At 56.7% G+C, this 23,767-nt stretch carries 25 protein-coding genes and 2 riboswitches; of the genes, 14 read left to right on the forward strand and 11 right to left on the reverse strand.

Annotation, left to right across the window (positions count from 1 at the left end; genetic code table 11):
- Nucleotides 1-20: 20 nt before the first annotated feature.
- Nucleotides 21-1,577, reverse strand: a complete 1,557-nt coding sequence (locus ABLQ08_RS05985) for an EAL domain-containing protein (RefSeq protein ID WP_352940204.1) — start codon at nt 1,575-1,577, stop codon at nt 21-23.
- Nucleotides 1,578-1,937: 360 nt separating this feature from the next.
- On the opposite strand from ABLQ08_RS05985, the gene ABLQ08_RS05990 reads away from it, so the two are divergent.
- The 3 genes from ABLQ08_RS05990 to ABLQ08_RS06000 all read left to right on the forward strand — a co-directional run bounded on the left by ABLQ08_RS05990 (nt 1,938) and on the right by ABLQ08_RS06000 (nt 5,098).
- Nucleotides 1,938-2,774, forward strand: coding sequence for a hypothetical protein (locus ABLQ08_RS05990; protein ID WP_352940205.1), 837 nt, complete (start codon nt 1,938-1,940; stop codon nt 2,772-2,774).
- Nucleotides 2,775-2,922: 148 nt separating this feature from the next.
- Complete coding sequence (locus tag ABLQ08_RS05995; RefSeq protein WP_352940206.1) at nt 2,923-4,413, forward strand: sigma-54-dependent transcriptional regulator; 1,491 nt, start codon at nt 2,923-2,925, stop codon at nt 4,411-4,413.
- 109 nt (nt 4,414-4,522) lie between these two features.
- Nucleotides 4,523-5,098, forward strand: coding sequence for a hypothetical protein (locus ABLQ08_RS06000; RefSeq protein ID WP_352940207.1), 576 nt, complete (start codon nt 4,523-4,525; stop codon nt 5,096-5,098).
- A gap of 117 nt (nt 5,099-5,215) precedes the next feature.
- On the opposite strand, the gene ABLQ08_RS06005 is transcribed toward ABLQ08_RS06000, so the two are convergent.
- Nucleotides 5,216-5,815, reverse strand: coding sequence for an HD domain-containing protein (locus ABLQ08_RS06005; protein ID WP_352940208.1), 600 nt, complete (start codon nt 5,813-5,815; stop codon nt 5,216-5,218).
- 94 nt (nt 5,816-5,909) lie between these two features.
- On the opposite strand from ABLQ08_RS06005, the gene ABLQ08_RS06010 reads away from it, so the two are divergent.
- The 6 genes from ABLQ08_RS06010 to ABLQ08_RS06035 all read left to right on the forward strand — a co-directional run bounded on the left by ABLQ08_RS06010 (nt 5,910) and on the right by ABLQ08_RS06035 (nt 12,560).
- Nucleotides 5,910-6,758 (forward strand): LysR family transcriptional regulator, encoded by an 849-nt coding sequence (locus tag ABLQ08_RS06010; RefSeq protein ID WP_352940209.1) that lies wholly within the window; start codon nt 5,910-5,912, stop codon nt 6,756-6,758.
- Nucleotides 6,759-7,000: 242 nt separating this feature from the next.
- Nucleotides 7,001-7,288 (forward strand): co-chaperone GroES, encoded by a 288-nt coding sequence (groES, locus tag ABLQ08_RS06015; RefSeq protein ID WP_094074079.1) that lies wholly within the window; start codon nt 7,001-7,003, stop codon nt 7,286-7,288.
- Nucleotides 7,289-7,342: 54 nt separating this feature from the next.
- Entirely contained in the window at nt 7,343-8,986 is a 1,644-nt protein-coding gene (gene groL / locus ABLQ08_RS06020) for a chaperonin GroEL (protein ID WP_352940210.1), read from the forward strand.
- Nucleotides 8,987-9,237: 251 nt separating this feature from the next.
- Nucleotides 9,238-9,345: riboswitch (TPP riboswitch) on the forward strand.
- Nucleotides 9,346-9,377: 32 nt separating this feature from the next.
- Nucleotides 9,378-10,358 carry a thiamine ABC transporter substrate binding subunit gene (thiB, locus tag ABLQ08_RS06025; RefSeq protein WP_352940211.1) on the forward strand — a complete coding sequence of 327 codons (981 nt, stop codon included), beginning with the start codon at nt 9,378-9,380 and terminating at the stop codon, nt 10,356-10,358.
- Nucleotides 10,334-11,881: a thiamine/thiamine pyrophosphate ABC transporter permease ThiP gene (locus tag ABLQ08_RS06030; protein WP_352940212.1), complete on the forward strand. Its 1,548-nt coding sequence runs from the start codon at nt 10,334-10,336 to the stop codon at nt 11,879-11,881. Before thiB ends, ABLQ08_RS06030 begins: the two co-directional genes overlap by 25 nt.
- Entirely contained in the window at nt 11,868-12,560 is a 693-nt protein-coding gene (locus ABLQ08_RS06035) for an ATP-binding cassette domain-containing protein (protein ID WP_352940213.1), read from the forward strand. Before ABLQ08_RS06030 ends, ABLQ08_RS06035 begins: the two co-directional genes overlap by 14 nt.
- Before the next feature lie 69 nt (nt 12,561-12,629).
- On the opposite strand, the gene ABLQ08_RS06040 is transcribed toward ABLQ08_RS06035, so the two are convergent.
- Nucleotides 12,630-13,085, reverse strand: coding sequence for a DUF3995 domain-containing protein (locus tag ABLQ08_RS06040; RefSeq protein ID WP_352940214.1), 456 nt, complete (start codon nt 13,083-13,085; stop codon nt 12,630-12,632).
- Nucleotides 13,086-13,167: 82 nt separating this feature from the next.
- Here ABLQ08_RS06040 and ABLQ08_RS06045 point away from each other — a divergent pair, with 82 nt between their 5' ends.
- The gene (locus ABLQ08_RS06045; RefSeq protein WP_352940215.1) at nt 13,168-13,749 is read left to right on the forward strand and encodes a TetR/AcrR family transcriptional regulator; all 582 of its coding nucleotides are present in this window, start codon (nt 13,168-13,170) and stop codon (nt 13,747-13,749) included.
- A gap of 68 nt (nt 13,750-13,817) precedes the next feature.
- On the opposite strand, the gene ABLQ08_RS06050 is transcribed toward ABLQ08_RS06045, so the two are convergent.
- Nucleotides 13,818-14,522 carry a glutathione S-transferase N-terminal domain-containing protein gene (locus ABLQ08_RS06050; protein WP_352940216.1) on the reverse strand — a complete coding sequence of 235 codons (705 nt, stop codon included), beginning with the start codon at nt 14,520-14,522 and terminating at the stop codon, nt 13,818-13,820.
- Between the two features lie 197 nt (nt 14,523-14,719).
- Between ABLQ08_RS06050 and ABLQ08_RS06055 the strand changes: the two genes are divergently transcribed.
- Nucleotides 14,720-14,932: a SlyX family protein gene (locus ABLQ08_RS06055; RefSeq protein ID WP_352940217.1), complete on the forward strand. Its 213-nt coding sequence runs from the start codon at nt 14,720-14,722 to the stop codon at nt 14,930-14,932.
- A 172-nt stretch (nt 14,933-15,104) separates the two neighbouring features.
- Nucleotides 15,105-15,229, forward strand: a riboswitch (SAM-I-IV-variant riboswitch).
- Nucleotides 15,230-15,270: 41 nt separating this feature from the next.
- The gene (locus ABLQ08_RS06060) at nt 15,271-15,579 is read left to right on the forward strand and encodes a hypothetical protein (protein ID WP_352940218.1); all 309 of its coding nucleotides are present in this window, start codon (nt 15,271-15,273) and stop codon (nt 15,577-15,579) included.
- Between the two features lie 4 nt (nt 15,580-15,583).
- Here the strand turns inward: ABLQ08_RS06060 and yciA are convergent, their stop codons facing one another.
- The 3 genes from yciA to ABLQ08_RS06075 form a co-directional block, all read right to left on the reverse strand.
- On the reverse strand, nt 15,584-15,970 hold the full coding sequence (yciA, locus tag ABLQ08_RS06065; RefSeq protein WP_352940219.1) for an acyl-CoA thioester hydrolase YciA: 387 nt from the start codon (nt 15,968-15,970) through the stop codon (nt 15,584-15,586).
- Between the two features lie 182 nt (nt 15,971-16,152).
- The gene (locus ABLQ08_RS06070) at nt 16,153-16,374 is read right to left on the reverse strand and encodes a hypothetical protein (protein WP_352940220.1); all 222 of its coding nucleotides are present in this window, start codon (nt 16,372-16,374) and stop codon (nt 16,153-16,155) included.
- Complete coding sequence (locus tag ABLQ08_RS06075; protein ID WP_352940221.1) at nt 16,368-16,868, reverse strand: group III truncated hemoglobin; 501 nt, start codon at nt 16,866-16,868, stop codon at nt 16,368-16,370. Before ABLQ08_RS06075 ends, ABLQ08_RS06070 begins: the two co-directional genes overlap by 7 nt.
- Nucleotides 16,869-16,965: 97 nt before the next feature.
- Between ABLQ08_RS06075 and ABLQ08_RS06080 the strand changes: the two genes are divergently transcribed.
- Nucleotides 16,966-17,397, forward strand: a complete 432-nt coding sequence (locus ABLQ08_RS06080) for an RrF2 family transcriptional regulator (RefSeq protein WP_352940222.1) — start codon at nt 16,966-16,968, stop codon at nt 17,395-17,397.
- On the opposite strand, the gene ABLQ08_RS06085 is transcribed toward ABLQ08_RS06080, so the two are convergent.
- The 4 genes from ABLQ08_RS06085 to ABLQ08_RS06100 all read right to left on the reverse strand — a co-directional run bounded on the left by ABLQ08_RS06085 (nt 17,394) and on the right by ABLQ08_RS06100 (nt 21,842).
- Nucleotides 17,394-18,083, reverse strand: coding sequence for a Crp/Fnr family transcriptional regulator (locus tag ABLQ08_RS06085; RefSeq protein WP_352940223.1), 690 nt, complete (start codon nt 18,081-18,083; stop codon nt 17,394-17,396). The two genes, ABLQ08_RS06080 and ABLQ08_RS06085, sit on opposite strands and share 4 nt — an antisense overlap.
- A gap of 232 nt (nt 18,084-18,315) precedes the next feature.
- Nucleotides 18,316-19,113: a ChbG/HpnK family deacetylase gene (locus ABLQ08_RS06090; RefSeq protein ID WP_352940224.1), complete on the reverse strand. Its 798-nt coding sequence runs from the start codon at nt 19,111-19,113 to the stop codon at nt 18,316-18,318.
- 106 nt (nt 19,114-19,219) lie between these two features.
- A complete protein-coding gene (locus ABLQ08_RS06095; RefSeq protein WP_352940225.1) occupies nt 19,220-20,719 on the reverse strand; it encodes an ArnT family glycosyltransferase in 1,500 nt (499 codons plus the stop codon).
- A 10-nt stretch (nt 20,720-20,729) separates the two neighbouring features.
- Nucleotides 20,730-21,842, reverse strand: a complete 1,113-nt coding sequence (locus tag ABLQ08_RS06100) for a glycosyltransferase family 2 protein (protein WP_352940523.1) — start codon at nt 21,840-21,842, stop codon at nt 20,730-20,732.
- A 456-nt stretch (nt 21,843-22,298) separates the two neighbouring features.
- On the opposite strand from ABLQ08_RS06100, the gene hisS reads away from it, so the two are divergent.
- The gene (hisS, locus tag ABLQ08_RS06105) at nt 22,299-23,765 is read left to right on the forward strand and encodes a histidine--tRNA ligase (RefSeq protein ID WP_352940226.1); all 1,467 of its coding nucleotides are present in this window, start codon (nt 22,299-22,301) and stop codon (nt 23,763-23,765) included.
- Nucleotides 23,766-23,767: the final 2 nt, after the last annotated feature.

Here is a 23,767-nt window from a genome sequence, read left to right on the forward strand (position 1 = left end):
ACGCCCCACTGGAAACGGCGTCAGCCAGCCGCTGTTCTTCGGGGGCCCGGTGCCGGAGCTCCTTGCAGGACCTCCGCCCTTACAGGCCGTGGCGGTGAGAACAGGTTGCCCTGCGCCAGCTTGACGTCATAGTCGAGCAGTTCCAGAACCTGGGACTCGGTCTCGACATGATCGGTAATCAGCTCCATGCCATAGCGATGCAGAAGATCACCAAAATCAGACGGATGAATATGGCCATGATTGGCCTCTCTGCGTCCGATCAGGTAGTCCGCGTGTAGCTTGCCATACTTGAACCCGCGTCCGGCCAGGGAATTGAAGTCCATCTTCATGTCGGAGATTCGGTCGATCGAGAAGCGGAAGCCAACGTCATAAAGGGCGCTCAGACTTTCCAGTTCCATCGCCCCCATCTCGGCGACATCACTCTGCGAGAACTCAAAGACAAGAACATCCGCGAAATTCTGGTTTGCTTTCACGAACTCGAGGAAGCCCGGGAAGAAAGTTTCATCCACCAGTGACAGCGAAGAAATGTTGCAGAACAGAACAGCATTGCGATTGCGCGACGTCAGGCGCCGGATGACCTGGATCGAACGGAACAGAAGCAGGTTGTCGATCCTGGCAATCTGGCCGGACTGGACCGCTTCAGCAAGGAAAGCTGCGGCCTCTACGGCATTGCCGTTTGCGTCCCGCAGCCGGGTAAAGGCTTCGTAGTACTTCACCTGTCGCTGGGGCAGCGTCACGATCGGCTGAAGGTGAAGTTCAACCCGGTTGGCGTTAAGCGCGGACGTGATCAATTCCCGCATCGCCATGTTCGGCTGCGGTCTTTCCGGTTGCAGGACCGGTCTTTCGTCATGCGGAAAACCTGCCGCCATCGGACGCTCAGGCCTGACTTCCGGCGCAGAAGGCTGACGGACTTCAGGTGCGAAAGAAGCCTCGCCCGGATGCTGGTGTGTGTTCACACCGTATCGATTGTCCCAGGCGTCACCTTGTTGACCCGCTCCGGCTGCACCGGGATGCGCAGCCGCAGGAGGTGCGGCGGCATTTTGATATCCATGGGCCTGGTGACCCGGTGCCTGTGCCGCCGGAGACTGGGAGGCTCCGAAATTCTGCGTTGCAGGACGGGGCGGTTGGCTGTCCGCAGCATAGCCGGGCAACTGAGGTTGCGCCTGAGGTTGTGGTGGCAAACCTTGCATTTGCGGCGGCGGTGCAAGCGCCTGCTGATCCTCGACGCGCGTCTCCAAATCGGACATCGCTTCGGCCATCTGTTTCACCAGGGTTCCCAGAACCTCGACTTCAGCGAACAGGGGATCGATTTCTGCCCGGGTCCGGCGAGGCATGGTGTGTTCCATCCCGGTCAGCCGAACTTCCAGATTGCCGACATCCTCATCGAGATCGGCCATCCGATCTTCCAACCGGTCGACGGCTTCACTGACAGCCCCGCGATCGCGAGCTCGGCCAATCAGCAGATGGATGAGAATCATGGTGCACATCAGTGCGAGGGACAGGGAAACAGCCTCACCGAAAGGGCGGCCGAACTGAAAGATGAGCACGGTCGCGGACGACAGCGCTATCACGGCCATGCATATTGCTACAAAAACGGTCCCTGTACGGCCCATGGTCTCTGAATGTTCCGACCCGAATCAAAAGTTATCGGTTAATCATGCCTTAAGAAACAGCAGCCTCCGAATCCACAACCGGCCTTCAGGCGATGAATCCGCCACTTGTCCCCGGTTATGCGTCCTTCGTCGCATTATTTCTCTCGTCTGGACCCGTTCGGATCTCACATCGGGGAACGAAAGACAATTTCGCAATTCGATACTCCACAGCCTTGCCGTCCCGTTCCTTTTTCGGCTTTGCATACATCCATGACTTCGCTAAACTTCCCATAGGGAAATTTGTCGTGGCGCATTTGTTCAGGTTACCTCTGAGAGGGGACTGGTATGTATGTTGCCGAACGCTCATCCCGAAGACCTTTGCCTCACAGCGCAAAGACTCAAAAGCCGGATACTCAAGCCACTTCCTGGAATTCACAGCATGATGTCGACGAACCGGAAACGAATTCCCGTTCGCAGTTGAACCAGGCACTTGATCTTCCTGTTTCTCCGGATCTGATCAAGTCTGCTTTGAAGAACGCACTGGCCAGCTCCGAGTTTCAATCGGCCCCTCAGTTGCGTTCTTTTCTTGGCTTCGTTGTCCATGCGACGTTGAGCAATAGCCAGGAGAAGATAAAAGGCTACACGATTGCGGTGGAGGCACTTGGCCGCTCGGAAGATTTCAATCCGGTTACAGATCCGATCGTGAGAGTTGAGGCCGCTCGGTTAAGACGGCGCCTCGACACATACTACGCCGGGTCAGGTGCAGGTGATCCGGTGCGTATTGCAATCCCCAAAGGGAGCTATGCACCACAGTTCAGTCGGCAGAACACTGCTCTTGCACGTGGGACATCAGCTCCTGATAACAGGAACGCGAAGTTCGAACTCGATCCGGAAAATTTGCTGCAGGAAAATGTCCCTTCGCTACCCTTGCCCATGTTTGCACCGGGAAGAGACGAAGTGCCGTTTTTGAGCGGCCTTTCGTCTGATCTCCCGGAGTTTGACCAATTCAAGACCTCCTCCCCCAACGCTTTTGCCGCATCCGCGAAAGCGGACCGGGCTGGCACACTTTTCAGCCGAGTGACTGACATGCAACGCCTGCCTCAACTTCACTTGCCCTTGCCTTTCGTAATCATTTTAGCCTTGGGTTGTTTTGTGGTTGGATATCTTGCCGGGATACTATGAAAATGCTGCCCTCTCCTCGAACCAACTCTTTCAAAACTGCAATTTGCGTCATCTGACAACGGTTTGTTTACCCTGTTCGGGAATTATCAATTCGAAGAATCTTTCGATTTTCGAATGATCCGGCTCGAGCGATGGGAGTTACCCAGCAATGGGGAGTAACGAGGGCAACGCATTGCCTGTAATTGTACGTGTTCTGGACGCATCTGCTTCCGAGGCTGCCCGTACATCCGCTGTCTGCGCCAAATTGTCGGCATCTTGTTCAGACCCGATCCTGTACACGGATTCCAGTTCCTGCCTGCAGGACCTGGCAGACAAATCCACTGACATTCTCATCATCGATCTGGAAACAATTGGCGGCGACGAGGCCCTGGAAGCCTACGCCGTTCGGTGTCCAAAATCCGTTATTATTGCTGTTTCGGCAAAAGGATCGGTATCGCGTGCGGTCAGCGCTATGCGCTCGGGCGCACATGATTTCCTCACGAAACCGTTCTCCCTTGATGCACTGGCCTCCAAGATCTCTTTCCAGCTGCAGCAACGCCGTCCGGTATCCGCGCCAGCAGCTTCTACGGTAAGCGAAACGCCAAAAAGCGAGCCAATTGCGGAAAAGACGCTCTTGCAAGCCGCGGCAACATCGCCTTCAAGAGAAGCGGCCGGCTTGAGCCGTCTCGTCGGCATCTCTTCGCAGATGCGCGAGATTCACGATCAGATCACCCGCATGGCGCCATCACAGGCCCCGGTGTTCATTACAGGCGAGTCAGGCACCGGCAAGGAACTGTGCGCGAATGCTGTTCACGATCTCTCCGAACGGCAACCGAACAAGTTCATCACGCTCAATTGCGCCGCCATACCGCGCGATCTCATTGAAAGTGAGATTTTCGGATACGTCAGAGGCGCATTCACCGGGGCCGCCGACAACAGGGCAGGAGCGGCCGAGCAAGCCGATGGTGGAACCCTGTTTCTGGACGAGATAGGCGAAATGGACCTGATGCTGCAAAGCAAACTTCTCAGGTTCCTGCAGACCGGTACCTTTCAGCGCCTGGGCGACACACAGACACGCAAAGTGGATGCCCGCATCATCTGTGCCACCAACAGAAATCCGCTGAACGAAATTTCCGCGGGCCGTTTCCGGGAAGACCTTTACTATCGCCTTCACGTCCTGCCGATACATCTTCATCCCTTGCGGGAACGGCGTGACGACATTCTGCCGCTCGCACAGACGTTTCTCGATCGCTACACACGCGAAGAGCGCCGTGGTTTCAAGGGCTTTGACGCAGATGCGGAAGCCCGGATCGTTTCCTATTCCTGGCCCGGCAACGTCCGCCAACTGGAAAACACGATCCGCCAGATTGTTGTCATGAATGACGGGGCTGCCGTTACCTACGACATGCTCCCCATGGTCATCCGGGATCAAAGCGCTCGCCCAAATGCCGTGATCGACCTGTCGCGTGAACGTTCCCGCATGGCGCCTCCAAGCCGGCCGTTCGGCGCAATCGAACCCTTGTGGGCTCAGGAACGGCGCATCATTGAAGATGCCCTGGACGCATTTGACGGAAACATCGCCATGGCGGCCGCGGCGCTGGAAATCAGCCCGTCGACAATCTACCGGAAACGCCAATCCTGGACGGCACGCAGCCTTTAACCGGCTACCGTTTACCGCATTGCACACATTTTCTTGTCTATTGCGAAAAGTCGGTCTATATCGGCGAAATCGCTAAAAAACGACAAGATTAAAGGGCGTGCGGGGAAAAATGACATTGCTGACCGAAAGACATGCACCTCGGCGGATAGCATCCGCCGTTCTCATAATCATGGGGACGTTTGCGGGGACGCTTTCATCGCATGCCCAATCCGCGACAAATTCGGCTCCTTCCGAAGCTTTTGCGCAGGCGCAGGCCGCCTTTAACGAGGCATGGGAGGCTTCCGGCCTGGCATTTTCGATAGCGACTTTCACCGAAAACGGCGGCGCTGCCTACGGACAATATACGCCCCGCACCAGTTCTGTCTTCTCAAATGGCGAAGCACTTTCGATCTATGCCGAGCCTGTGGGTTACGGTTATCGCGAGAATAATGCCGATTACGCCTTCGAACTCACGGCAAGTTACAGACTGCTCAACAAGTCCGGTCAAGTACTGGCCGAGCAAGACAACTTTGCTGTCTTTGCCGGCAATGGCCGCTCCAAGCAACGAGAGCTCGCAGCGGCGCTGACCTTTCAGTTCAGCGGATTGCCGGCAGGTGAATATCAGCTTGAAACCAGCTTCACCGACGAAGTGAAGGAAACCAAAGCCGACTTTACCCTGCCCTTCGAGATTTCCGAAGCAAATTAGAAACTGCCTTCAGGACCAAGGCAGGACGCTGCCCCCTTTGACGGAAATGCAGTTACTGAACACGAAGTTCAAGCCCGCTTGTGCGGGCTTTTTGCGTTTTCAGGCCTCCACACGCCTTCAGGCGGTGGCGGTTTCTTCAGCGGTTTCCAGAAGTTCCAGGTGCCCATCCGTCCTGGACAGCACCCTGCGAAGCATCGGCTCGAAGAACTCCAGCGGCTTTGTAGGATAATCGGGATCAAAAGCCTTCTGGTCGTATTCGTGACAGAAGTACCTGCAGTCTTCCCAGTAGGGACTGTCCCGGTATTTCTCCCGAGCATGACGGTCGCCGCCAAGAAAGTGATTGTAATAATACCCCTGGAAAACACAGTGGTGTGTCAGGATCCAGTGGCACTTCTCACTGACATACGGTTTCATCATCGCAGCAGCCAGTTCGCCGTGATTGTAGGGGGACAGGATATCTCCGACATCGTGCACAAGAGCCGCCACGACGATCTCTTCCTCGGCGCCATCTTCATAGGCACGGGTCGCTGCCTGAAGGCTGTGTTGGTAGCGGTTTACCGGATAAGGCGTCCAGTCTTCATCCAGCGATCGGATTGCTTCCAGAATGCGATCGGGTAGCGCCGCATTGTAAGCGTCTTCGTAATCCATGACCGCGAGGAAATCTTCCTTGCTCGCGTTTTCGAAGCTGGTCCAAGTCGGTTGATGCTTGTTGTCCATTGCGTCCTCCCTGTGAAAGGCGGGAACATACTTGTCACCAACTGGAATGAAAAATGAATTGATTGCATCGGTGTGATGTGAAAAACCTTTCGGCATGCAAATTGAAGCAATTGAAGCCTTTCTTGCCGTCCTTGAGACCGGCGGCTTTCACGCGGCGGCCCGCAGGCTTGGTGTCACCCAGACAACAGTCAGCGCCCGGGTTCGCTCGCTGGAAGATGCCGTCGGCAAGCGAGTGTTCGAACGCGGCGGCGGCGGGACGGTTCTTTCGGAGTTCGGCCAGGAGTTCCGTCCATTCGCCGAGGAAATGATTTCACTCTGGCAAATCGCCTCTACGGAACTTGCCAACCGGGTGTCAAACCGGATCTCGCTGAGGATCGGCGCGCAACTCAGCATCTGGGATCCGCTTCTTGTCGACCTTACGATCCATCTGGAGAAAACATACGGCAAGCTGGTTTTCGCGCTGAATTTCGATCACATCACGGATGTGAGCGAAGCGGTCGCAAGCCACATGCTGGACGTTGCCCTCACCCATGAGAAGCCTACAGAGCCGAAGGTTTCCTTTCTGGAACTTCCTCCAGAGAAGCTGGTCTGCGTCGAGGTGCAGGCTACCGAGGCATTCCCGGGCGATCCGCTCTTCATCAATCTGGATCTCGGGAGACAATATCAGCATCATGTCGAAGCCGTTACCGACCCGTCTTTCAAGCAAAATCTTTTCCTGGGCAATTGCCTTATGGGCCTTCGCTACTTGTTGAAACGCGGCGGACGCGGTCTCTTCCCGTATTTCCTTCTGGAAGAATACCTGGCCAGCGGTCAATTGCGACTGATCGGGAAAGACATCTATCCGCTTCCATGCTATCTGGTCCACCGGTCGGATTCCCCATCCGCGGATCAGCTGTCTGAGGTAGAATCCTGCCTTGCTGCCCTGAGAGCGAAAACGGGTTAATTTCGCCCTAACATCGCCGTATTTACCAAGCTAGAGACGACAAGCGTTCGCAGACATTAAATTCTCCTCATAAAGCATTGACAACCAGAGCACGGCTACATAAATCGATGGCGCTGTTAGCACTCGCCTTGAGGGAGTGCTAAGAAGCTGCGGGAGGGATCTCTCCCGTGCAAGTCAACCCATTTATCATGTCTCGCGCGCTGCCAATTGCGTGGGGCGCGCTCATGAGAGGAAACAGTCTTATGGCATTTCGTCCACTGCACGACCGTGTCGTAGTTCGCCGCGTCGACTCTGAAGAGAAGACCGCCGGTGGCATCATCATTCCGGACACCGCTAAGGAAAAGCCGCAGGAAGGCGAGATCATCGCTGTCGGCACCGGCGCTCGCAAAGACAACGGCGAGATCGTAGCTCTCGACGTCAAAGCAGGCGACCGCGTCCTGTTCGGCAAGTGGTCCGGCACCGAAGTCAAAATCGACGGTGAAGACCTCCTGATCATGAAGGAATCCGACATCATGGGCGTGATCGCTTAAATCAGCGAACCGCTTCTGATCTCAACATCATTCCAATTTAAGTGAGACGACTACATGTCTGCTAAAGAAGTAAAATTCTCCTCCGACGCCCGTGAGCGCATGCTCAAAGGCGTGGACACCCTCGCAAACGCTGTCAAGGTAACCCTCGGCCCGAAAGGCCGTAACGTTGTTCTCGACAAGGCCTTCGGCGCACCGCGCATCACCAAGGACGGTGTTTCCGTTGCCAAGGAAATCGAACTGGAAGACAAGTTCGAAAACATGGGCGCCCAGATGGTGCGCGAAGTGGCTTCCAAGACCAACGACATCGCTGGCGACGGCACCACCACTGCTACCGTTCTGGCTCAGGCTATCGTCAAGGAAGGCGCAAAAGCTGTTGCTGCCGGCATGAACCCGATGGACCTGAAGCGCGGCGTTGATCTTGCTGCTGCTGAAGCTGTGAAGTCTCTGGAAGCTGCTTCCAAGACCATCACCACTTCTGAAGAAGTTGCTCAGGTCGGCACCATTTCCGCTAACGGCGACGAGCAGGTCGGCAAAGACATTGCCGAAGCCATGCAGAAAGTCGGCAACGAAGGCGTGATCACCGTCGAAGAAGCCAAGTCTCTGGAAACCGAGCTGGAAGTCGTTGAAGGCATGCAGTTCGACCGCGGCTACCTGTCTCCGTACTTCGTCACCAACGCTGACAAGATGCTTGCTGACCTGGAAAAGCCGTTCATCCTGCTGCACGAGAAGAAACTCTCCAACCTGCAGGCTATGCTGCCGATCCTGGAATCTGTCGTTCAGTCTTCCCGTCCGCTGCTCATCATCGCTGAAGATGTTGAAGGCGAAGCACTGGCAACTCTCGTTGTCAACAAGCTGCGCGGCGGCCTGAAAATCGCTGCTGTCAAGGCTCCGGGCTTCGGCGATCGCCGTAAGGCAATGCTCGAAGACATCGCTATCCTGACCGGCGGCACTGTGATCTCTGAAGATCTCGGCATCAAGCTGGAAAACGTGACCCTCGACATGCTCGGCACCGCTGAGAAGGTGTCCATCACCAAGGAAACCACCACCATTGTTGACGGTGCCGGTTCCAAGGAAGACATCGACGGCCGCGTTGGTCAGATCAAGGCTCAGATCGAAGAAACCACTTCCGATTACGACCGCGAGAAGCTCCAGGAGCGCCTGGCCAAGCTCGCTGGCGGTGTTGCAGTTATCCGCGTTGGCGGTGCGACCGAAATCGAAGTGAAAGAGAAAAAAGACCGCGTTGACGATGCTCTGAACGCAACCCGTGCTGCCGTTGAAGAAGGCATCGTACCGGGTGGCGGCACCGCTCTGCTGCGTGCGAAGAAAGCTGTCTCCGCTCTGTCTTCCGACAACTCCGACATCGAAGCCGGCATCAAGATCGTTCTGCGCGCTCTGGAAGCTCCGATCCGTCAGATCGTCGAAAACGCTGGCGTCGAAGGCTCCATCGTTGTTGGCAAGATCCAGGAAAACGACGACGACACCTTCGGCTTCAACGCTCAGACCGAAGACTTCGTCAACATGATCGAAGCCGGCATCATCGACCCGACCAAAGTTGTTCGTACTGCTCTGCAGGACGCAGCTTCCGTCGCTGGTCTGCTGATCACCACCGAAGCCATGGTTGCTGAGCTGCCGAAGAAAGAAGCAGCACCGGCAATGCCGGGTGGCGACATGGGCGGTATGGGCGGCATGGGCTTCTAAGAAGTCCAAAGCTCAAAGCTTTACGGAAAGGGCGGTCTTCGGACCGCCCTTTTTGCGTTTGCAGCCACCCGTCACTTCAGTCTGTGCCGAATTGCGGCACCAGGGGTGGCATGGGCTTTCAATGAGGATTGATCGAATGCACCTGCGTTCGCCCGAGAAACCTTCATCGGATGCACTGGTGTAAGGCCATCACAATCTTTATCCAGCTAACCGTAATCCTGTTGTGCTCAGACGCATTTCCAGATAATCACGGCCTTACCTCGGGGTGCGTGAGGAATTCGCGCTGAGATGCCGTTCTGGCAAACCCGTTGAACCTGAACCGGCTAGAACCGGCGGAGGGAAAGGTAGCGGTTTCATCCATCCTTGCCCTCTCGCCGCAATGGAGGATGACATGAAACATCTGCTCTTTGCTGCGGGACTATTGTGCGCAACATCGGCGATTGCCGCCGACAAACCCCAGCTGACCGTCTACACTTATGACAGCTTCGTTTCCGACTGGGGCCCCGGCCCGCAGGTGAAGGAAGCTTTCGAAGCCGTCTGCAATTGCGAGCTGAACCTCGTCGGCATCGAAGATGGCGCAGCTCTTCTGTCGCGCATCCGGCTGGAGGGGGAGAATTCCGACGCGGATATCGTGCTTGGTCTGGACACCAACCTGATTGCCGCTGCAAAGGAAACCGGCCTCTTCGCGCCCCATTCCGTACGCACCGAATATGCGCTGCCGATTGAGTGGAACGACGAAACCTTCGTGCCTTACGACTGGGGTTACTTCGCTTTCGTGCACAACAAGGACGCCGAGGCACCCGGCAACTTCCGCGAACTGGCAGAGAGCGATACCAAGATCCTCATTCAGGATCCACGCTCGTCGACACCGGGACTGGGCCTTCTGCTGTGGGTCAAGGCAGTTTATGGCGACGAAGCTTCGGCAATCTGGGAAGGTCTTTCGGACAATATCGTCACTGTCACCAAGGGCTGGTCGGAAGCATATGGACTGTTTCTCGAAGGGGAAGCGGACATGGTGCTCAGCTACACCACCTCACCGGCCTATCACCTGATTGCCGAAGACGACGCCAGCAAGGCTGCTGCCGCCTTTGACGAAGGTCACTACATGCAGGTCGAAGTTGCTGCGAAAATGGCGGGCACGGATCAGCCGGAACTGGCCGATCAGTTTCTGGAGTTCATGACTTCCGACGTGTTCCAATCCATCATTCCGACCACGAACTGGATGTATCCTGCAATTACTCCGGAGGGCGGACTGCCAAAAGGCTTCGAAACCCTGCACACTCCGGAAAAATCCCTACTCTTGGGCGCTGATGAAGCCGCCAAAGTGCGGGAAGAAGCGTTGGCGGAATGGCTGGGCGCACTCAGCCAGTAAATCCGTTCCCGGGGATCGCGTCGGCGGCTGTCGTCGCCGCGCTGATTCTGGGCACGCTGGCCGCAATTGCGCTGCGCGCTGAAGCCGGGCAAGGATTTGGTCCGGCTGACTGGGCAGCGCTGCGCTTTACGCTTACGCAGGCGGTGCTTTCCGCCCTGATCAGCGCCGGATTGGCAATCCCGGTTGCCCGTGCGCTGGCAAGGCGGCGGTTTCCGGGCCGAAGCGTGTTGATCGCCCTTCTCGGGGCTCCCTTCATCCTTCCCGTCATCGTGGCCATAATCGGCCTCCTCCAGGTCTTCGGACGCGCGGGGTGGATTTCCGACGCGTTTGGCCTCTTCGGCCTGCCACCTATCCGCATTTACGGATTGCATGGCGTTGTCCTTGCGCATGTCTTTTTTAATCTGCCTTTGGCCACTCGCCTGATTCTGCAAGGCTGGCAGGAGGTTCCTTCGGAACGATTTCGTCTCGCGGCCCAGTTGGGTTGTGACGAGCGTTCAATGTTCCGGCTGATCGAGTTGCCGATGCTGGCGCGGATCCTTCCCGGCGTTCTGGCTGTGATTTTTGCCATTTGCCTGACGAGCTTTGCAGTTGCGCTAACCCTGGGCGGCGGCCCCCGTGCCACGACGATCGAACTGGCGATCTATCAGGCCTTCACGTATGACTTCGACCTCAGCCGGGCAGCGATGCTGTCGGCGCTGCAGCTGGTCCTGACAACGGCAGCAGCATACGCCGCACTCAAACTCTCGCGGGGGGACGGCTTTGGTGCCGGACTTGACCGGGCCATTCGCCGCTGGGATGGCGGGAAGCCGATTGTCGACACGATTTGGATCGCGATTGCCTCAGTCTTTCTTCTTCTGCCGCTGATGTCGGTGGTGATCTCTGGCCTTGTCGGCCTTGCCTCGTTACCGGTGGTCGTGGTTCAGGCAGCAATGACCTCGCTGGCGGTAGCAGCCCTGAGCACTTTTGTCCTGTTGTTGATGGCACTTCCCATGGCGGCGACCATCGCTACCGGGCGATACGGCTTCGTGGACGTCAGCGGTATCCTCGGGCTTGCCGCCTCGCCGTTGGTCATCGGCACTGGTTTGTTCATTGTGCTTCGGCCTCTGGTCGATCCGACCTCACTTGCTCTGCCCGTCACTGCGCTGGTGAATGCGGTGATGGCGCTGCCTTTCGCCCTTCGTATCCTTGTCCCGGCTGCCCGCGATGTCGTCCAGCGGCATGGCCGGTTGGCTCTTTCTCTCAACATGGAAGGCAGAGTGTTCTTTTCCCGAATACTGATCCCCCGCATGCGCCCCCAGATCGGTTTTGCCGCCGGGTTGGCTGCTGCTCTTTCAATGGGCGATCTCGGCGTCATAACCTTTTTTGCAAATGCCGAGACTGCAACTTTGCCGCTGCAGATTTACCGACTGATGGGGGCTTACCAGATGCAGGCGGCTGCCGGCGGTGCATTGCTGCTTCTCGTGTTATCAATGACGGTTTTCTGGCTCCTGGATCGCGGAGGACGTTGGCATGCTGAAGCTTGACGAATGCAGTATTGCCAATGGCGGTTTCACCCTGAATGCCGACTTTGTGATTGAGGCCGGGAGCCGTGTCGCGATCATTGGCCCTTCGGGAGCAGGCAAATCGACACTGCTGGAAACGATTGCCGGTTTCCGTGACCTCACTCGCGGCCAAGTCCTTTGGAAACAGATAGATCTCACATCCCTTTCCCCGGGCAAGCGTCCGATTGCCATGCTCTTTCAGGATGGGAATCTTTTCCCTCATCTGACAGCAGAACAGAATGTCGCGCTTGGACTACGGCCCAACGGAAAACTGTCCAAGGACGAGCGGAACCAGGTGCAGGCCGCCCTGGCACGCGTCGGTCTGCACGGCATGGCGACACGCAAACCTTCGGAGCTTTCCGGCGGGCAGCAAAGCCGTGCGGCTCTTGCCCGCGTTCTGGTGCAGAAGCGGGAACTGTTATTGCTGGACGAGCCCTTTGCCGCCCTGGGTCCTGCCCTGAAGACTGAAATGCTGGATCTGGTTTCAGACCTTGCACTCGAAACCGGCACGACGCTCTTGATGGTTAGTCATGCTCCCGAAGATGCGCGCCGGATTGCGGATCAGACGGTGCTGGTCGCCGAGGGCATCGCGCACGCGCCTGTGCCGACTTCCGAGCTGTTCGAAAGTCCACCTCCGGCCTTGCGCGAATACCTGGGTTGAAATTCGTTTTACGGTCAGAACGTGATGACGCGAATTTGCGAACCGTCTCACAGAAACAAGTCGGCTCCCTCAGGAAAACACCAGGAACATGAAACCTGCCCCCAAAACCAGGCACAGTGGCGCGTAATATCGCCTGTCCAGCGTTCTGAAAGGCTCTTCGGCCTGCATGTGGGCGAAATATGGCGTATAGCTCAAAATTCCTCTTCCCAAAAAGATCAACCCAATACCGGCTAGCGACAAACTCAACATTGTCGGAAGCAGTCCGGACGGCAAAACTGTCGCGACCGGATAGGTCAGAATACCTGCAGACAGAAGCGGCAAGATTGCAGCAATCGCAATAAGTCCAGCGACCACAACGGTTAAAGTCCTGCCGGGCATTTGCCTCATGCCCTTTGCCCCGACCACCATACGCACAAGGGTTGCTTCGTCCCGCGCCGGCCAAAGTCCTCCAAAGCCCCAATAGAGATGCAAAGCCGAAATCCCGGCCAAAACAAGAAAGAGAACACTTGCAACTGACGTGACCACTTGAACCTCCGATCAAAACCATACGGCACCGTATGTTGACTTGCTTGCGCCTGTCAATACGCCACCGTATGGTCGCAAAATCATGCAGGAACAAAAGACACGCTTGACGTCACAAGACTGGATCCAGGCAGCATTCAGAGCCCTATGCGCGGGCGGCCCTCAAGCGATCAAAGCCGAGGCGATTGCCCGTGAGCTGAAAGTCAGCAAGGGGTCGTTCTACTGGCATTTCAAGGATGTACCCGCCCTGAAACTTCAGATGCTTGAGCACTGGCAGCGCAAGGCAACCGAAGCGATCATTCAACTGGTCGACAATTCCGGCGAAAACTCAGCCGGAAGACTTTACCTTCTGGTGGAAGTGGCAACGAATACCGACACGTATGCCTATGGCGGTGTGAACGTAGAGGCTGCAATCCGGGACTGGGGCCGATACGATGAGCACGCCTTTGAAGCCGTCAAGACGGTCGACGAAAAGAGATTGAACTATGTGACGGAGCTCTTTTCAAACTGCGGCATTCCCGAACCGCAATGCCGAAGCTTTTCAAGGCTGCTTTACGGCAGCCTGATCGGCCTGGAAGCGCTGAGTGGGCGCACAAAAGCAGACCGCCAACACGATCTCCTCCAACTCTTGGACTTGCTGCTTGGCGGCAATAAAGTGGCCAGATAGCACTGTGCTTTCTTTAATTGCCGTGAGAAAAGCGACGATCCGCCGCCTTTCCCTCAAAAACCCTTGCGCTAGACCCGCGCCGGAATGTTGATTGCTTTCTCGCTGGCCGGCCGGTTCACGCAGGTGTCCACCCAGCGAACGACATTCCTGAAATTCTGGTATCCGACAACTTCGGCCGCCTCGTAGAAGCCGTTGATGTTTCGCGCCCAGGGCCAGCAGGTGATGTCGGCGATCGAGTATTCGTTGCCAACGATAAACCCCTGCCCTTCCAGCTGCCTGTCCAGAACACCAAGCAGACGGATGACTTCGTCGCGGTAACGCTCGAACGGGCGGCGATCCTCATACTCCTTGCCGGCAAATTTATGGAAGAAACCCAGCTGGCCCGTCATCGGCCCCAAACCACCCATCTGCCACATGACCCATTGGATAGCCTCGTACTTGGCGGCCGGATTTTCCGGCAGCAACTTGCCGGACTTTTCGGCAAGGTAAAGCAGAATGGCGCCGGACTCCCACAGGGTCAGAGGTTTCCCATCAGGCCCGTTCGGGTCGATAATCGCCGGAATCTTGTTGTTCGGGTTGAGTGAAAGAAACTCGGGAGAATGCTGATCACTACTGCCGAAATCCACGAGGTGGGGCTCATAGGGAAGACCGGTTTCCTCCAGCATGGCCGACACCTTGATGCCGTTCGGTGTCGGCAGGGAATAAAGCTGGATCCGGTCCGGATATTGGGCCGGCCATTTGCGGGTAATCTGGAAATCGGACAAGGCGGTCATGAATTTCTCTCGTTGAAGTGATTTTCCCCGGATACGAATATCGGGTTTCCGGGTTTCATATAAGGCATTTGCCACTGATTTGAACCATCGGCAAGATACGATGAATGGATTTGTTCTTTTGTGATAATCCGCCTATACGTGCGCTTCACCGTTCCGGGTGTGAACCGCATTATCAAACTACAAGAGGGAAGCCGGAAATGGCCAATGAACATGAGGCCCGGATTGAAAAGCTCGAAATCGACCTGGCTCATGCAGCCCATACGATCGATGAACTCAGCGGTGTCGTCGTTGAACAGGGAAAACAGATTGACCGGCTGACGCGAGCACTCAATAACATGACGGATCAGGTGGAAGAACTGATGGAAAACGTTCTGCCGGGTCACCAGATCGAAAAACCGCCGCACTACTGACGCGCTATTTTCGGTCTGCAATTGAGGAGCAGCCAGCGGCGGTTCCGCCGAAACGGCAGCGGCCTGAAGGGAACCGCCCTGCCAGCTGTCTGCCGACAAAGGAATTTCCATCATGAACAGATCTGTCGCATACAGACAGACTTGCCAAGGTCGGAAGGACATGGCATAAGCCAGCCATCATCAAGAGAAGGGCTGGCGCCCTCGCCAACCTGCCAGACCGGGCAAGGTGGTTTCCGCAACAGGGATGCGGTCGGTTTGATCCTCGTTAGAGGCTAATCGGCAACGAAGCGGTTGATTTTCATGCGCCAGTCCTCCTCGGGCAACCGATGGAGGATTTTTTGTCTAAACAGCCATTTGCCGGAATTGCGGCCGATCTGATCGAAGACCATCTGGCGGCGGAAGTCGAAATTGCCGGATCGGAGATCTGGCAGCAAGCTGCCGAGGATTGTGTCCTGGCGCGGATCAAATGTCTGCGCCTCATCGGCGGTCTGCCGCGTCACAAGTCCCCCCTTCACCCGGATGAACGCATCGAGCGCCTGAAAGCGCTGCTTCACCTGTGGGCCAAGGGCTGCACCTGTGCCGTGGACGAAGACCTCTTTGCGGATATCCTCAACCGGCACAGGCCTCAACCGGCATTTTCCAGCTGAACGGTCAGTCCTTCTTGGGGACCTGACGTGGTTTGCCGTCGTCGTCGACCGCGACCATGGTGAAAATCGCCTCGGTCACTTTTTCGCGTTCGCCATACCGATGGCGCAACGCCCAGGCTTCAAGCTTGATTTCCATGGAAGAATTGCCGACACGAACAACGTCGCTGTAGACGCAGAGCACGTCACCCACCTGAACGGGCCGGATGAACTTCATCTTGTCGACCGCAATAGTCACGACGCGTCCTTCGGCTCGCTGTCCTGCCTTGATGCCGCCCGCCAGGTCCATCTGGGACAGAACCCATCCCCCGAAGATATCGCCATTGGCATTGGTGTCGGCAGGCATTGCCATCGTGCGCAATGTCAGTTCACCGCTCGGTTCGTCGTCGCTCACGCCTCAACTCCCTCAATTTCAGTTGAGACCAGAGTAACGTGAGTGGACAAGAGCACAAGGGTAGCTGTTCAGACGATGAGCATCAGGATCAGCATGATCCACAGGGGGAGCGGTGCGGCAATCCAGATCAGCAGAATCGGCAACCCGCGCGGCAACAATTTCGACATCGACATTTTCCATTCCTAACTGAATGACGGCAATTCGGCGACCGTCAGGACCACCAGAGCGAGCATGCCGGTGACGAAGGCAAGTTTCGCACTGCCGATAAGCGTGCGCCCGGCAACATCAAGCTTCGGCAACGGCATTTTGCGCGAGTCCAGATACATGGACATCAACATGATCGAAAACACGGTGAACCAGACAGCCACGAGTGCCTCTGCTACAAGCACTACTCCGACTAACATGATCCGCTCCAGTGCGTTTCGCGGGAGGACAGTTCCGGGGGCGGCTCCGCACCGGCAATTCCGAATGTCGCAAGCCAGAGGCTTTGCGCGATGCGTTCGGCAACCGCAATGATCTCGTCGGCAAGTTCGGGAACGAACAGCTCGCGGACAACCGGACGAAAGACGCTCAACCATTCGGCATAATCGGAGCTTACCAGCTCCTTCTGCTTCAGATGGGCCGGCACCGGCTTGCCCTTGTAGGCGCCGTTTTTCAGCAACACGGCCTGCCAGAAGGTTTCCATTTTCGGCAGATGTTCCTGCCACTTGCCTTCAAGACGGCGTTCGAAAATTTCTCCAAGCCGCGGATGCTGACGGACACAGCCGTAGAACGTGTGCACCAGCACGTGGATCGATTGTTCGTCGACGTTTTCATACCGCTGCAGACGATCACCGGCTTCGGGCACGACACGCCTTTGCAGTTTGTATCGGTTCGAAGCGGAATTACGGGCTTCCATCGCCGCCTCCAAAACATTCATTTAAGATGCATCTTTTAAATGACACAGACACGCGCTAAAATCAACATCTAATATGAATGTTTTATAGGACCCTGCTATGCGCCTCAGTCAGGCCAGCGATTTTGCGTTGAGAATTCTGATGGCCACGGCTCAATCGGACGCACCGCAAACCGTCGACAAATTGAGCGAGCAACTCGGGCTGGCCAAGTCCCATGTGATGAAGATCGTCGCACATTTGGCCAGAGGCGGTTATCTGGAAACGACGCGCGGACGCGGCGGCGGCATACGTCTGGCCAGATCACCGGACAGCATCCGCCTGGGTGAAGTCGTCAAACTGATAGAACCCGATCTCGGCGTGGTTGCCTGCCTGAAACCCCAGCCGGCAATATGCGCGTTTCTGCCCCGTTGCGCCCTGAAAGGCGCGATGGCCCGGGCCGCAGAAGCCTTTCTCGACAGCCTAAACTCGGAAACGCTGGCGTCGATCCTAGCAGGAACCCAGGTGGCTTCCCTGCTCGAAGAAGCGGACTAAAGCGTCGATGCCTGTTCCAGGAAGTCGATCTGTTCAAGACAATAGTAGCCGGAAATCCGGCTGATCGTGCCGGAGCGCTTCCAGTCATTGAGCACTCGGCTGACGTTTTCGCGGGCGGCACCTGCCATGTTGGCAATATCAGCCTGGCTGAGTTTGTAATGAATCAGAACACGACCATCATCAAGCGGCTTGCCGAAGGTCTCGGAAAGCTGGAGCAGAGTTTGCGCCACACGGCCAGGGAGCGGCAGGAAAGAACGCGCGGCAAGGACGTCGTTTGCATGCCGCAACCGCTTTCCGACGATAGACAGCATATGACGATAGACAGCAGGATGTTCGTCGGCAAAACGTTCAAATGCAGCCTTGTCGATAAAAGCAAGGTGGGCTTCTTTCAACGCGCTGACCGTGGCAGATCGTGGCCGCCCATCGAGCAAGGCGAGTTCTCCGACCAGATCGCCAGGTCCCAGCACCGCCAGTAGCTGTTCATCACCTTCCACCGACAGAAGCGACACTTTCAAAGACCCTTCCAGAACCGCATAACAGCCGTTTCCGGGATCGCCATTTTCAAAGAGGATTGTACCGGCAGCAATTTTCATAGACCTGGCAAGGCGGGACAAACCCACCGCCAATTCCGATTCAAGCCCTTCAAGAGAAAAGCTGTTCTTCAAAAAGTCTCTAATTTCCGTCACGCCTGACCCCTGCCTGTACTTATGCCGACACCAATTTTTTTTGCCCAAGCGCAATCCTGTGATTTCCATCACGTGCAATCAAGCAAAATATCCCTATATCAAAGGACATGGAAGCGGGGTCGCCCCTCCCCCCTTCTTGACCTCCACGAAAAACGGCTCTGTTCCCCGCAGGGCCGTTTTTTCGTTGTACCGGCATTCAATGCACAAAACCGCAGGCTGCCGGTCATCAAATCTAGTTCAAAAAAACATCCTTTTTGTCCAACGTCCGGAAAAACCGGTCGCTCGACAGAACTTCATACTGGCATTCGCGAATGGCAATTTTCTTGCGCGGCTCATTCCGCCGCAGCCGGTCGTCAGCCTGGCCCGGGATCGCTGCTACGAAGCTCCGGTCGCTCATGCCGTCAAAGTGATTGTGCAACAGCCGGTGCAGTTCTTCAGCGTCGCTTATCTCCGGCAGAGGCTCTGCCTTGGGGAGCATTTGCAGTTGATACGACTTCGCCAGTCTTGCAAGTCGTAGCGTCTTGAGACCGGAGCGGATCGGCGACACGACCAGTGGCGGATTGTCGAAATCCGAGCTTTGCACCGCCTTGAAGACGAGACGGGCCAGCGAGGAGCGTTCAAGCAAACCTTCCCGCACAGCAATGAAATCCGGCTGGCGCTTCATCAGCACGCTGTATCTCGCCAATTGAGCCTGCGCTTCCTCGAACAACAGTTCGTCGGGCAACAGCCGAAAGAAGGCCCGTCTTTGGAGCTTTTCCCTCGTCATCATGCGATCGCCGTAGACTTCCTGCATACGGGCGCTGACGGGAGATACGCGGTCGCCACTGAAAGCCAGCGTCACGCCGAAGAGCACCTGATCGCCGACCTTTTCTGACAATTCCTGAAGCGGTCGGAACTCTCTTGGCCACAATTCCGTTGCCACCAGCGCTCCCAGCGCGCTCAAACGGCCACGTTCGGCCAGGTCCCGCAAAGCGCGATCGACCCCGAAAGCGAGACCATAATCAAGAGCTCCAAGTGTAATGCGCTTCATGAATTTCCGCGGGCGGACCAGATGCTGAAAGTACTTTCTCTTCCCTGCGGCATTCGCAGAGACTTTGCAAGTATGTTGTTCGCGTTTGCTGAAGGATCCTGCCAGTTCACCTGACTTCCATCGGCTCGAATACCGGCCCGATTGGACCTTCGATCCGATAGACGACGAGATCCTCCAGCCGAACACCGTCCACCTTGCGCTCCAGCTCTCCAAGCTCTTTAACGCTCGAGAAGGATTTCTTGAGATCGCCTTCCTTGTTGCGGCGCTTTTCCGTGACGTAGAGACCCGGCTTGCCGAACAGGTTCATGTCCGGTTCCGGCGCCATGATATAGCGAATTCGTTCGGTAAGCTGGACGACCGGCACCGTATCTTTCAGGAGGTAATCGATCTGGCCATTCAACCCGTAACTGGTCGTCGCAACATAAGCTGCGCCTTCTTTCGTCACGAACGCCCGAACCGCCTCACCAATCTCTGGCCAGCCCCGCAGCTGGAAAGTCGGGTCCTTGCGGGCAAACTGACCAGTTACCGGCGACACGGCATGGATTTGCACCACCACCGCGATCAGGACGCCGAGACCAACGCCTCCGGCAGCGAGTCGTTTCCAGAAGGCCTGATCAGCACGTAGTCCGGCCACAAAGACTGCAGCGGCGATCGCGAATGCCGGAAACAGCGGGGCGGGCCAATTGGCCTGAACCCGCGAATGCAGGGAATGATAAAGAAGGTAAAGTATGAAAGGCAACGCAGTCAGGATCAGCAAGGATGCAGCGTTTTCCCTCTTGCGGAAGGCTCCGAACAACGTCACAGCACCAAGACCTGCGAGGATTGCAATCAGCGGGTTGAGAAGGCCGATCAGGGCCCCAAGGAACTCGAAGATGTACTTTGCCGTGTAACCACCGCTTCCGGCCCTGCCGAACTGCTTGTAAAAGCTCACCCACTCGTGAGCATGGTTCCAGTAAAGGACCGGCAAAAAGCAGATGACCGCAATCGCTCCTCCGGCCCAGAGCTGCCAGGTTGTCCACCATCGGCGTGAACCGGGCACCCAGAGGAGCCAGAGTACAATCCCCGCCCCCAGGAAGAGCACCGAGTATTTCGCGAGCAGGCCGCACCCCGCCATCAGGCCGACCATCAGCCACCAGTTGGCGTTCCGTGAACGGGAGAGTTCGGCAAGCGCCCACAGGCTGAGCCCCCAGAAAAATACGGAAGGGGCGTCAGGTGTTGCCAGTATGCCGCCGATCCCGACCAGCAGACTGGAGTTGAAAAAAAGCACCGCCCAACCGGCGACCCGTTCGTCAAACAATATGGAAGCGGTTCGCCAGAGGGCGAGCGTACCGATCAGACCGGTCAATATCACCAGAAAGCGGACCGCAAAAACGGTATCGCCAAAAATCGCCTGCCCCGCCGCGATCCACCAGCCGATCATCGGCGGATGGTCATAATAGCTCAACGCCGGAAACAGGCCCCATATCCGGTAGTAGGCTTCATCCTCGACAAAATGCGCGTTGGCGGCGGCATATATCTTCAGGATCGTCAGCAATCCGACGATCACCATCAGCCCTGCCGGACGCAAGAAGAACGGCAAGGCTGGTGCCTGTGTTCCGGGGTTCACGGTTCAGCCTTTATGACTTCCGCCAGGTCAATGCGGAGCTTGCGGCATAGTTCCACACTGCACCCATGATCGCACCGGCGGTACCTGCGAACCACCAATAGGCCGGATCCGCATACATCAGGTTTGCTACGCCGACATTTGCCAGAACCCCGACGGAACACACCGCATAGAATGTCAGAAGTCCGACAAGCGCCTGGGTACCGCGCAACCTCCGATCCCTGTAGGTCAGCTGGTTGTTGAGGAAGAAGTTCGACGTCATGGCGACGAACGAGGCCCCGGTCTGCGCAATGTTGAACTCAATGTCGCCCAACAGGAAAATTCGCAAGGCCGCCAGATGCACCACAAGGCCGCTGGCCCCGACGAGACCGAACATCAGGAAACGGACGGACACGACGTCGCCGAAATACTTGGCCAGAAGCAGGCCGAAGTAATCGAGCGTTACGAGCGTATCCAGCTTGCTTTCGCCGTGCTGGCGCTCGCGAAACGTGAAGGGAAGTTCCTTGATCTTCAAAGAACCGTTGGCACTTGAAACCAGGTCAAGAAGGATCTTGAAGCCCTGGGGCGAGAGCTTCGGAGCCAACGCTTCCGCTTTTTCCCGCCGGACCATGAAAAACCCGCTCATCGGGTCCTTCAAGGTCACATTCAGAAGTTTTTGCGCAAGACCATTCGCGATATTGGATCCCCAGGCACGAATGGAAGACAGCCCTTCGCCAACAGTGCCACCATCTACCTTGCGGCTTGCGACCACGAGATCGGTGTCGTCGGACTTCAGCTCGGCCAGCATTTTCGGCAACAGTGTTTCGTCATGCTGAAGGTCGGCATCCATCACTGCAACGTAAGGTGCGGATGATGCCAGGATGCCTTCGATGCAGGCACCTGACAGACCACGGCGCCCGATGCGGCGAATAACCCGGATGCGCGGGTCGCGCTGAGCGATCTCGCGCGCAACTTCCGTGGTGCCATCAGGAGAATTGTCGTCGACGACGATCGCTTCCCAGTCGATGCCCCGCAATGCTTCGTCCAGCAGGCCGACCAGGATCGGGATGTTGGATGCTTCGTTGAAGCTCGGCAGGATCACGCTAAGTTCAGCAGATTTCCTTGCCGCAACCTGCGGCGCGGACATGACTTCCGCTCCGGCATTGCTGTCCGCCACACCCACTGCACTACTCATCTTCAACCTTCATTCGCCTGGCTTTACCCGGCATTTCTCTGCAAGGCAGGCCCCAATCCCTTTAGAAACCGCGCGGAACATAGCTTGCCAGAGGTTAAATACAAGAAAAGACCCACGAGATTTTCGCCAATCAATCGCAGGTTTCGCATTTATGGCTGCGCCGTTCGCACCGCCAAGTCTCCGCCTGTCCGCAGCTCCTTTTAACGTCAACTGTGATGCAAACAAGGCATTCGTCCGGCTTTCTTCTGATTGTCCGGCCATAACGGTGCCAAACAGGACCTTCTCACCCGCTTGTGAACCTTGCCCTCAAGACCTGTTTCGTCTAGGACAACCGCAACAATCTAAGCGCCGGTTGCCGGTCTGTCGCGACTGCAACTGGTGGAGAACTCGCCAGGATCCAAGGACCTCATGGCCAAAAAACCGAACAAACTGAAGGCCCGGCTGCCGCGGGGCTTTGTCGACCGTTCTGCCGAAGACATCCGTGCAACAGACGAGATGATCGGCAAGATCCGTGCGGTCTATGAACAATACGGCTTCGATCCGATCGAAACGCCCGCGTTCGAATACACCGATTGCCTGGGCAAGTTCCTGCCCGACACGGATCGGCCGAATGCCGGTGTCTTTTCCGTGCAGGACGATGACGAACAGTGGATGAGCCTGCGCTACGACCTGACGGCACCGCTCGCACGTCATGTTTCGGAGAACATCAACGAGATCCAGCTCCCCTACCGCACCTATCGCGCGGGCTGGGTTTTCCGGAACGAAAAGCCGGGGCCCGGCCGGTTCCGCCAGTTCATGCAATTTGACGCCGACACAGTCGGGGCGCCGGGCGTTCAGGCCGATGCTGAAATGTGCATGATGATGGCCGACACCATGGAAGCCCTTGGCATTCCGCGCGGCCAATATGTCATTCGCGTCAACAACCGCAAGGTTCTGGACGGTGTTCTGGAATCCGTCGGACTGGGCGGCGAAGAACATGGTGAGCGTCGCCTGACAGTTCTGCGCGCAATGGACAAGCTCGACAAGTTCGGCATTGAAGGCGTGCGCCTCCTGCTCGGCGAAGGCCGGAAGGACGAAAGCGGCGACTTCACAAAAGGTGCAGAGCTGGACGAGACCGCGATCGACAGCATTATCGCTTTTGTCTCTGGCACAGGCTCCCTGGAAAATGACGGCATCACCGAATTGAACACGATGGCGGCCATTTTTGAATCCTGCGGTTACGGCGATGACCGGATCAAGATTGATCCGTCCGTCGTTCGCGGCCTGGAATACTACACGGGCCCTGTCTACGAAGCAGAACTCCTGTTCGACGTCACCAATGAAAAGGGTGAAGTGGTCCAGTTCGGCTCCGTTGGCGGCGGCGGCCGTTACGACGGCCTGGTCAAACGCTTCACCGGGCGCGACGTTCCGGCAACCGGTTTTTCCATCGGCGTTTCGCGTCTGATGACTGCGCTGAAGAACCTTGGCAAGCTGAGCACTTCCGACGTGGTTGCACCGGTTCTCGTTACGGTGATGGATGGCGATGTTGCCGCGCTCGGCCGCTACCAGAAAATGGTCCAGGACCTGCGCTCGGCCGGGATCCGCGCCGAGATGTACCAGGGCAACTGGAAGAAGTTCGGCAATCAGCTGAAATATGCCGACCGGCGCGGATGCCCGGTGGCCATTATTCAGGGTTCCGATGAGCGCGAAGCCGGAGAGCTGCAGATCAAGGACCTGATCGAAGGCAAGCGTCTTTCGGAAGAGATCACCGACAATATTACCTGGCGCGAAAGCCGCCCGGCGCAGGTCACGGTAAAAGAAGCTGACCTGATCGAAACCGTACGTGGCATTCTTGACGGTCAAGCCGACGACCGCAGGCGCCAGAACGAGGGCTGAAA

Origin of the sequence: Roseibium sp. SCP14 (genome assembly GCF_040329475.1) — a bacterium.
Lineage (GTDB): Bacteria > Pseudomonadota > Alphaproteobacteria > Rhizobiales > Stappiaceae > Roseibium.

Bases quoted from the DNA above. Each gene is read 5' to 3' on its own strand.
- ABLQ08_RS05985 (WP_352940204.1), bottom strand. From the start codon at position 1,577: ATGGCCGTGATAGCGCTGTCGTCCGCGACCGTGCTCATCTTTCAGTTC.
- ABLQ08_RS05990 (WP_352940205.1), top strand. From the start codon at position 1,938: ATGTATGTTGCCGAACGCTCATCCCGAAGACCTTTGCCTCACAGCGCA.
- ABLQ08_RS05995 (WP_352940206.1), top strand. From the start codon at position 2,923: ATGGGGAGTAACGAGGGCAACGCATTGCCTGTAATTGTACGTGTTCTG.
- ABLQ08_RS06000 (WP_352940207.1), top strand. From the start codon at position 4,523: ATGACATTGCTGACCGAAAGACATGCACCTCGGCGGATAGCATCCGCC.
- ABLQ08_RS06005 (WP_352940208.1), bottom strand. From the start codon at position 5,815: ATGGACAACAAGCATCAACCGACTTGGACCAGCTTCGAAAACGCGAGC.
- ABLQ08_RS06010 (WP_352940209.1), top strand. From the start codon at position 5,910: ATGCAAATTGAAGCAATTGAAGCCTTTCTTGCCGTCCTTGAGACCGGC.
- groES (WP_094074079.1), top strand. From the start codon at position 7,001: ATGGCATTTCGTCCACTGCACGACCGTGTCGTAGTTCGCCGCGTCGAC.
- groL (WP_352940210.1), top strand. From the start codon at position 7,343: ATGTCTGCTAAAGAAGTAAAATTCTCCTCCGACGCCCGTGAGCGCATG.
- thiB (WP_352940211.1), top strand. From the start codon at position 9,378: ATGAAACATCTGCTCTTTGCTGCGGGACTATTGTGCGCAACATCGGCG.
- ABLQ08_RS06030 (WP_352940212.1), top strand. From the start codon at position 10,334: ATGGCTGGGCGCACTCAGCCAGTAAATCCGTTCCCGGGGATCGCGTCG.
- ABLQ08_RS06035 (WP_352940213.1), top strand. From the start codon at position 11,868: ATGCTGAAGCTTGACGAATGCAGTATTGCCAATGGCGGTTTCACCCTG.
- ABLQ08_RS06045 (WP_352940215.1), top strand. From the start codon at position 13,168: ATGCAGGAACAAAAGACACGCTTGACGTCACAAGACTGGATCCAGGCA.
- ABLQ08_RS06050 (WP_352940216.1), bottom strand. From the start codon at position 14,522: ATGACCGCCTTGTCCGATTTCCAGATTACCCGCAAATGGCCGGCCCAA.
- ABLQ08_RS06055 (WP_352940217.1), top strand. From the start codon at position 14,720: ATGGCCAATGAACATGAGGCCCGGATTGAAAAGCTCGAAATCGACCTG.
- ABLQ08_RS06070 (WP_352940220.1), bottom strand. From the start codon at position 16,374: ATGTTAGTCGGAGTAGTGCTTGTAGCAGAGGCACTCGTGGCTGTCTGG.
- ABLQ08_RS06075 (WP_352940221.1), bottom strand. From the start codon at position 16,868: ATGGAAGCCCGTAATTCCGCTTCGAACCGATACAAACTGCAAAGGCGT.
- ABLQ08_RS06080 (WP_352940222.1), top strand. From the start codon at position 16,966: ATGCGCCTCAGTCAGGCCAGCGATTTTGCGTTGAGAATTCTGATGGCC.
- ABLQ08_RS06090 (WP_352940224.1), bottom strand. From the start codon at position 19,113: ATGAAGCGCATTACACTTGGAGCTCTTGATTATGGTCTCGCTTTCGGG.
- ABLQ08_RS06100 (WP_352940523.1), bottom strand. From the start codon at position 21,842: ATGTCCGCGCCGCAGGTTGCGGCAAGGAAATCTGCTGAACTTAGCGTG.
- hisS (WP_352940226.1), top strand. From the start codon at position 22,299: ATGGCCAAAAAACCGAACAAACTGAAGGCCCGGCTGCCGCGGGGCTTT.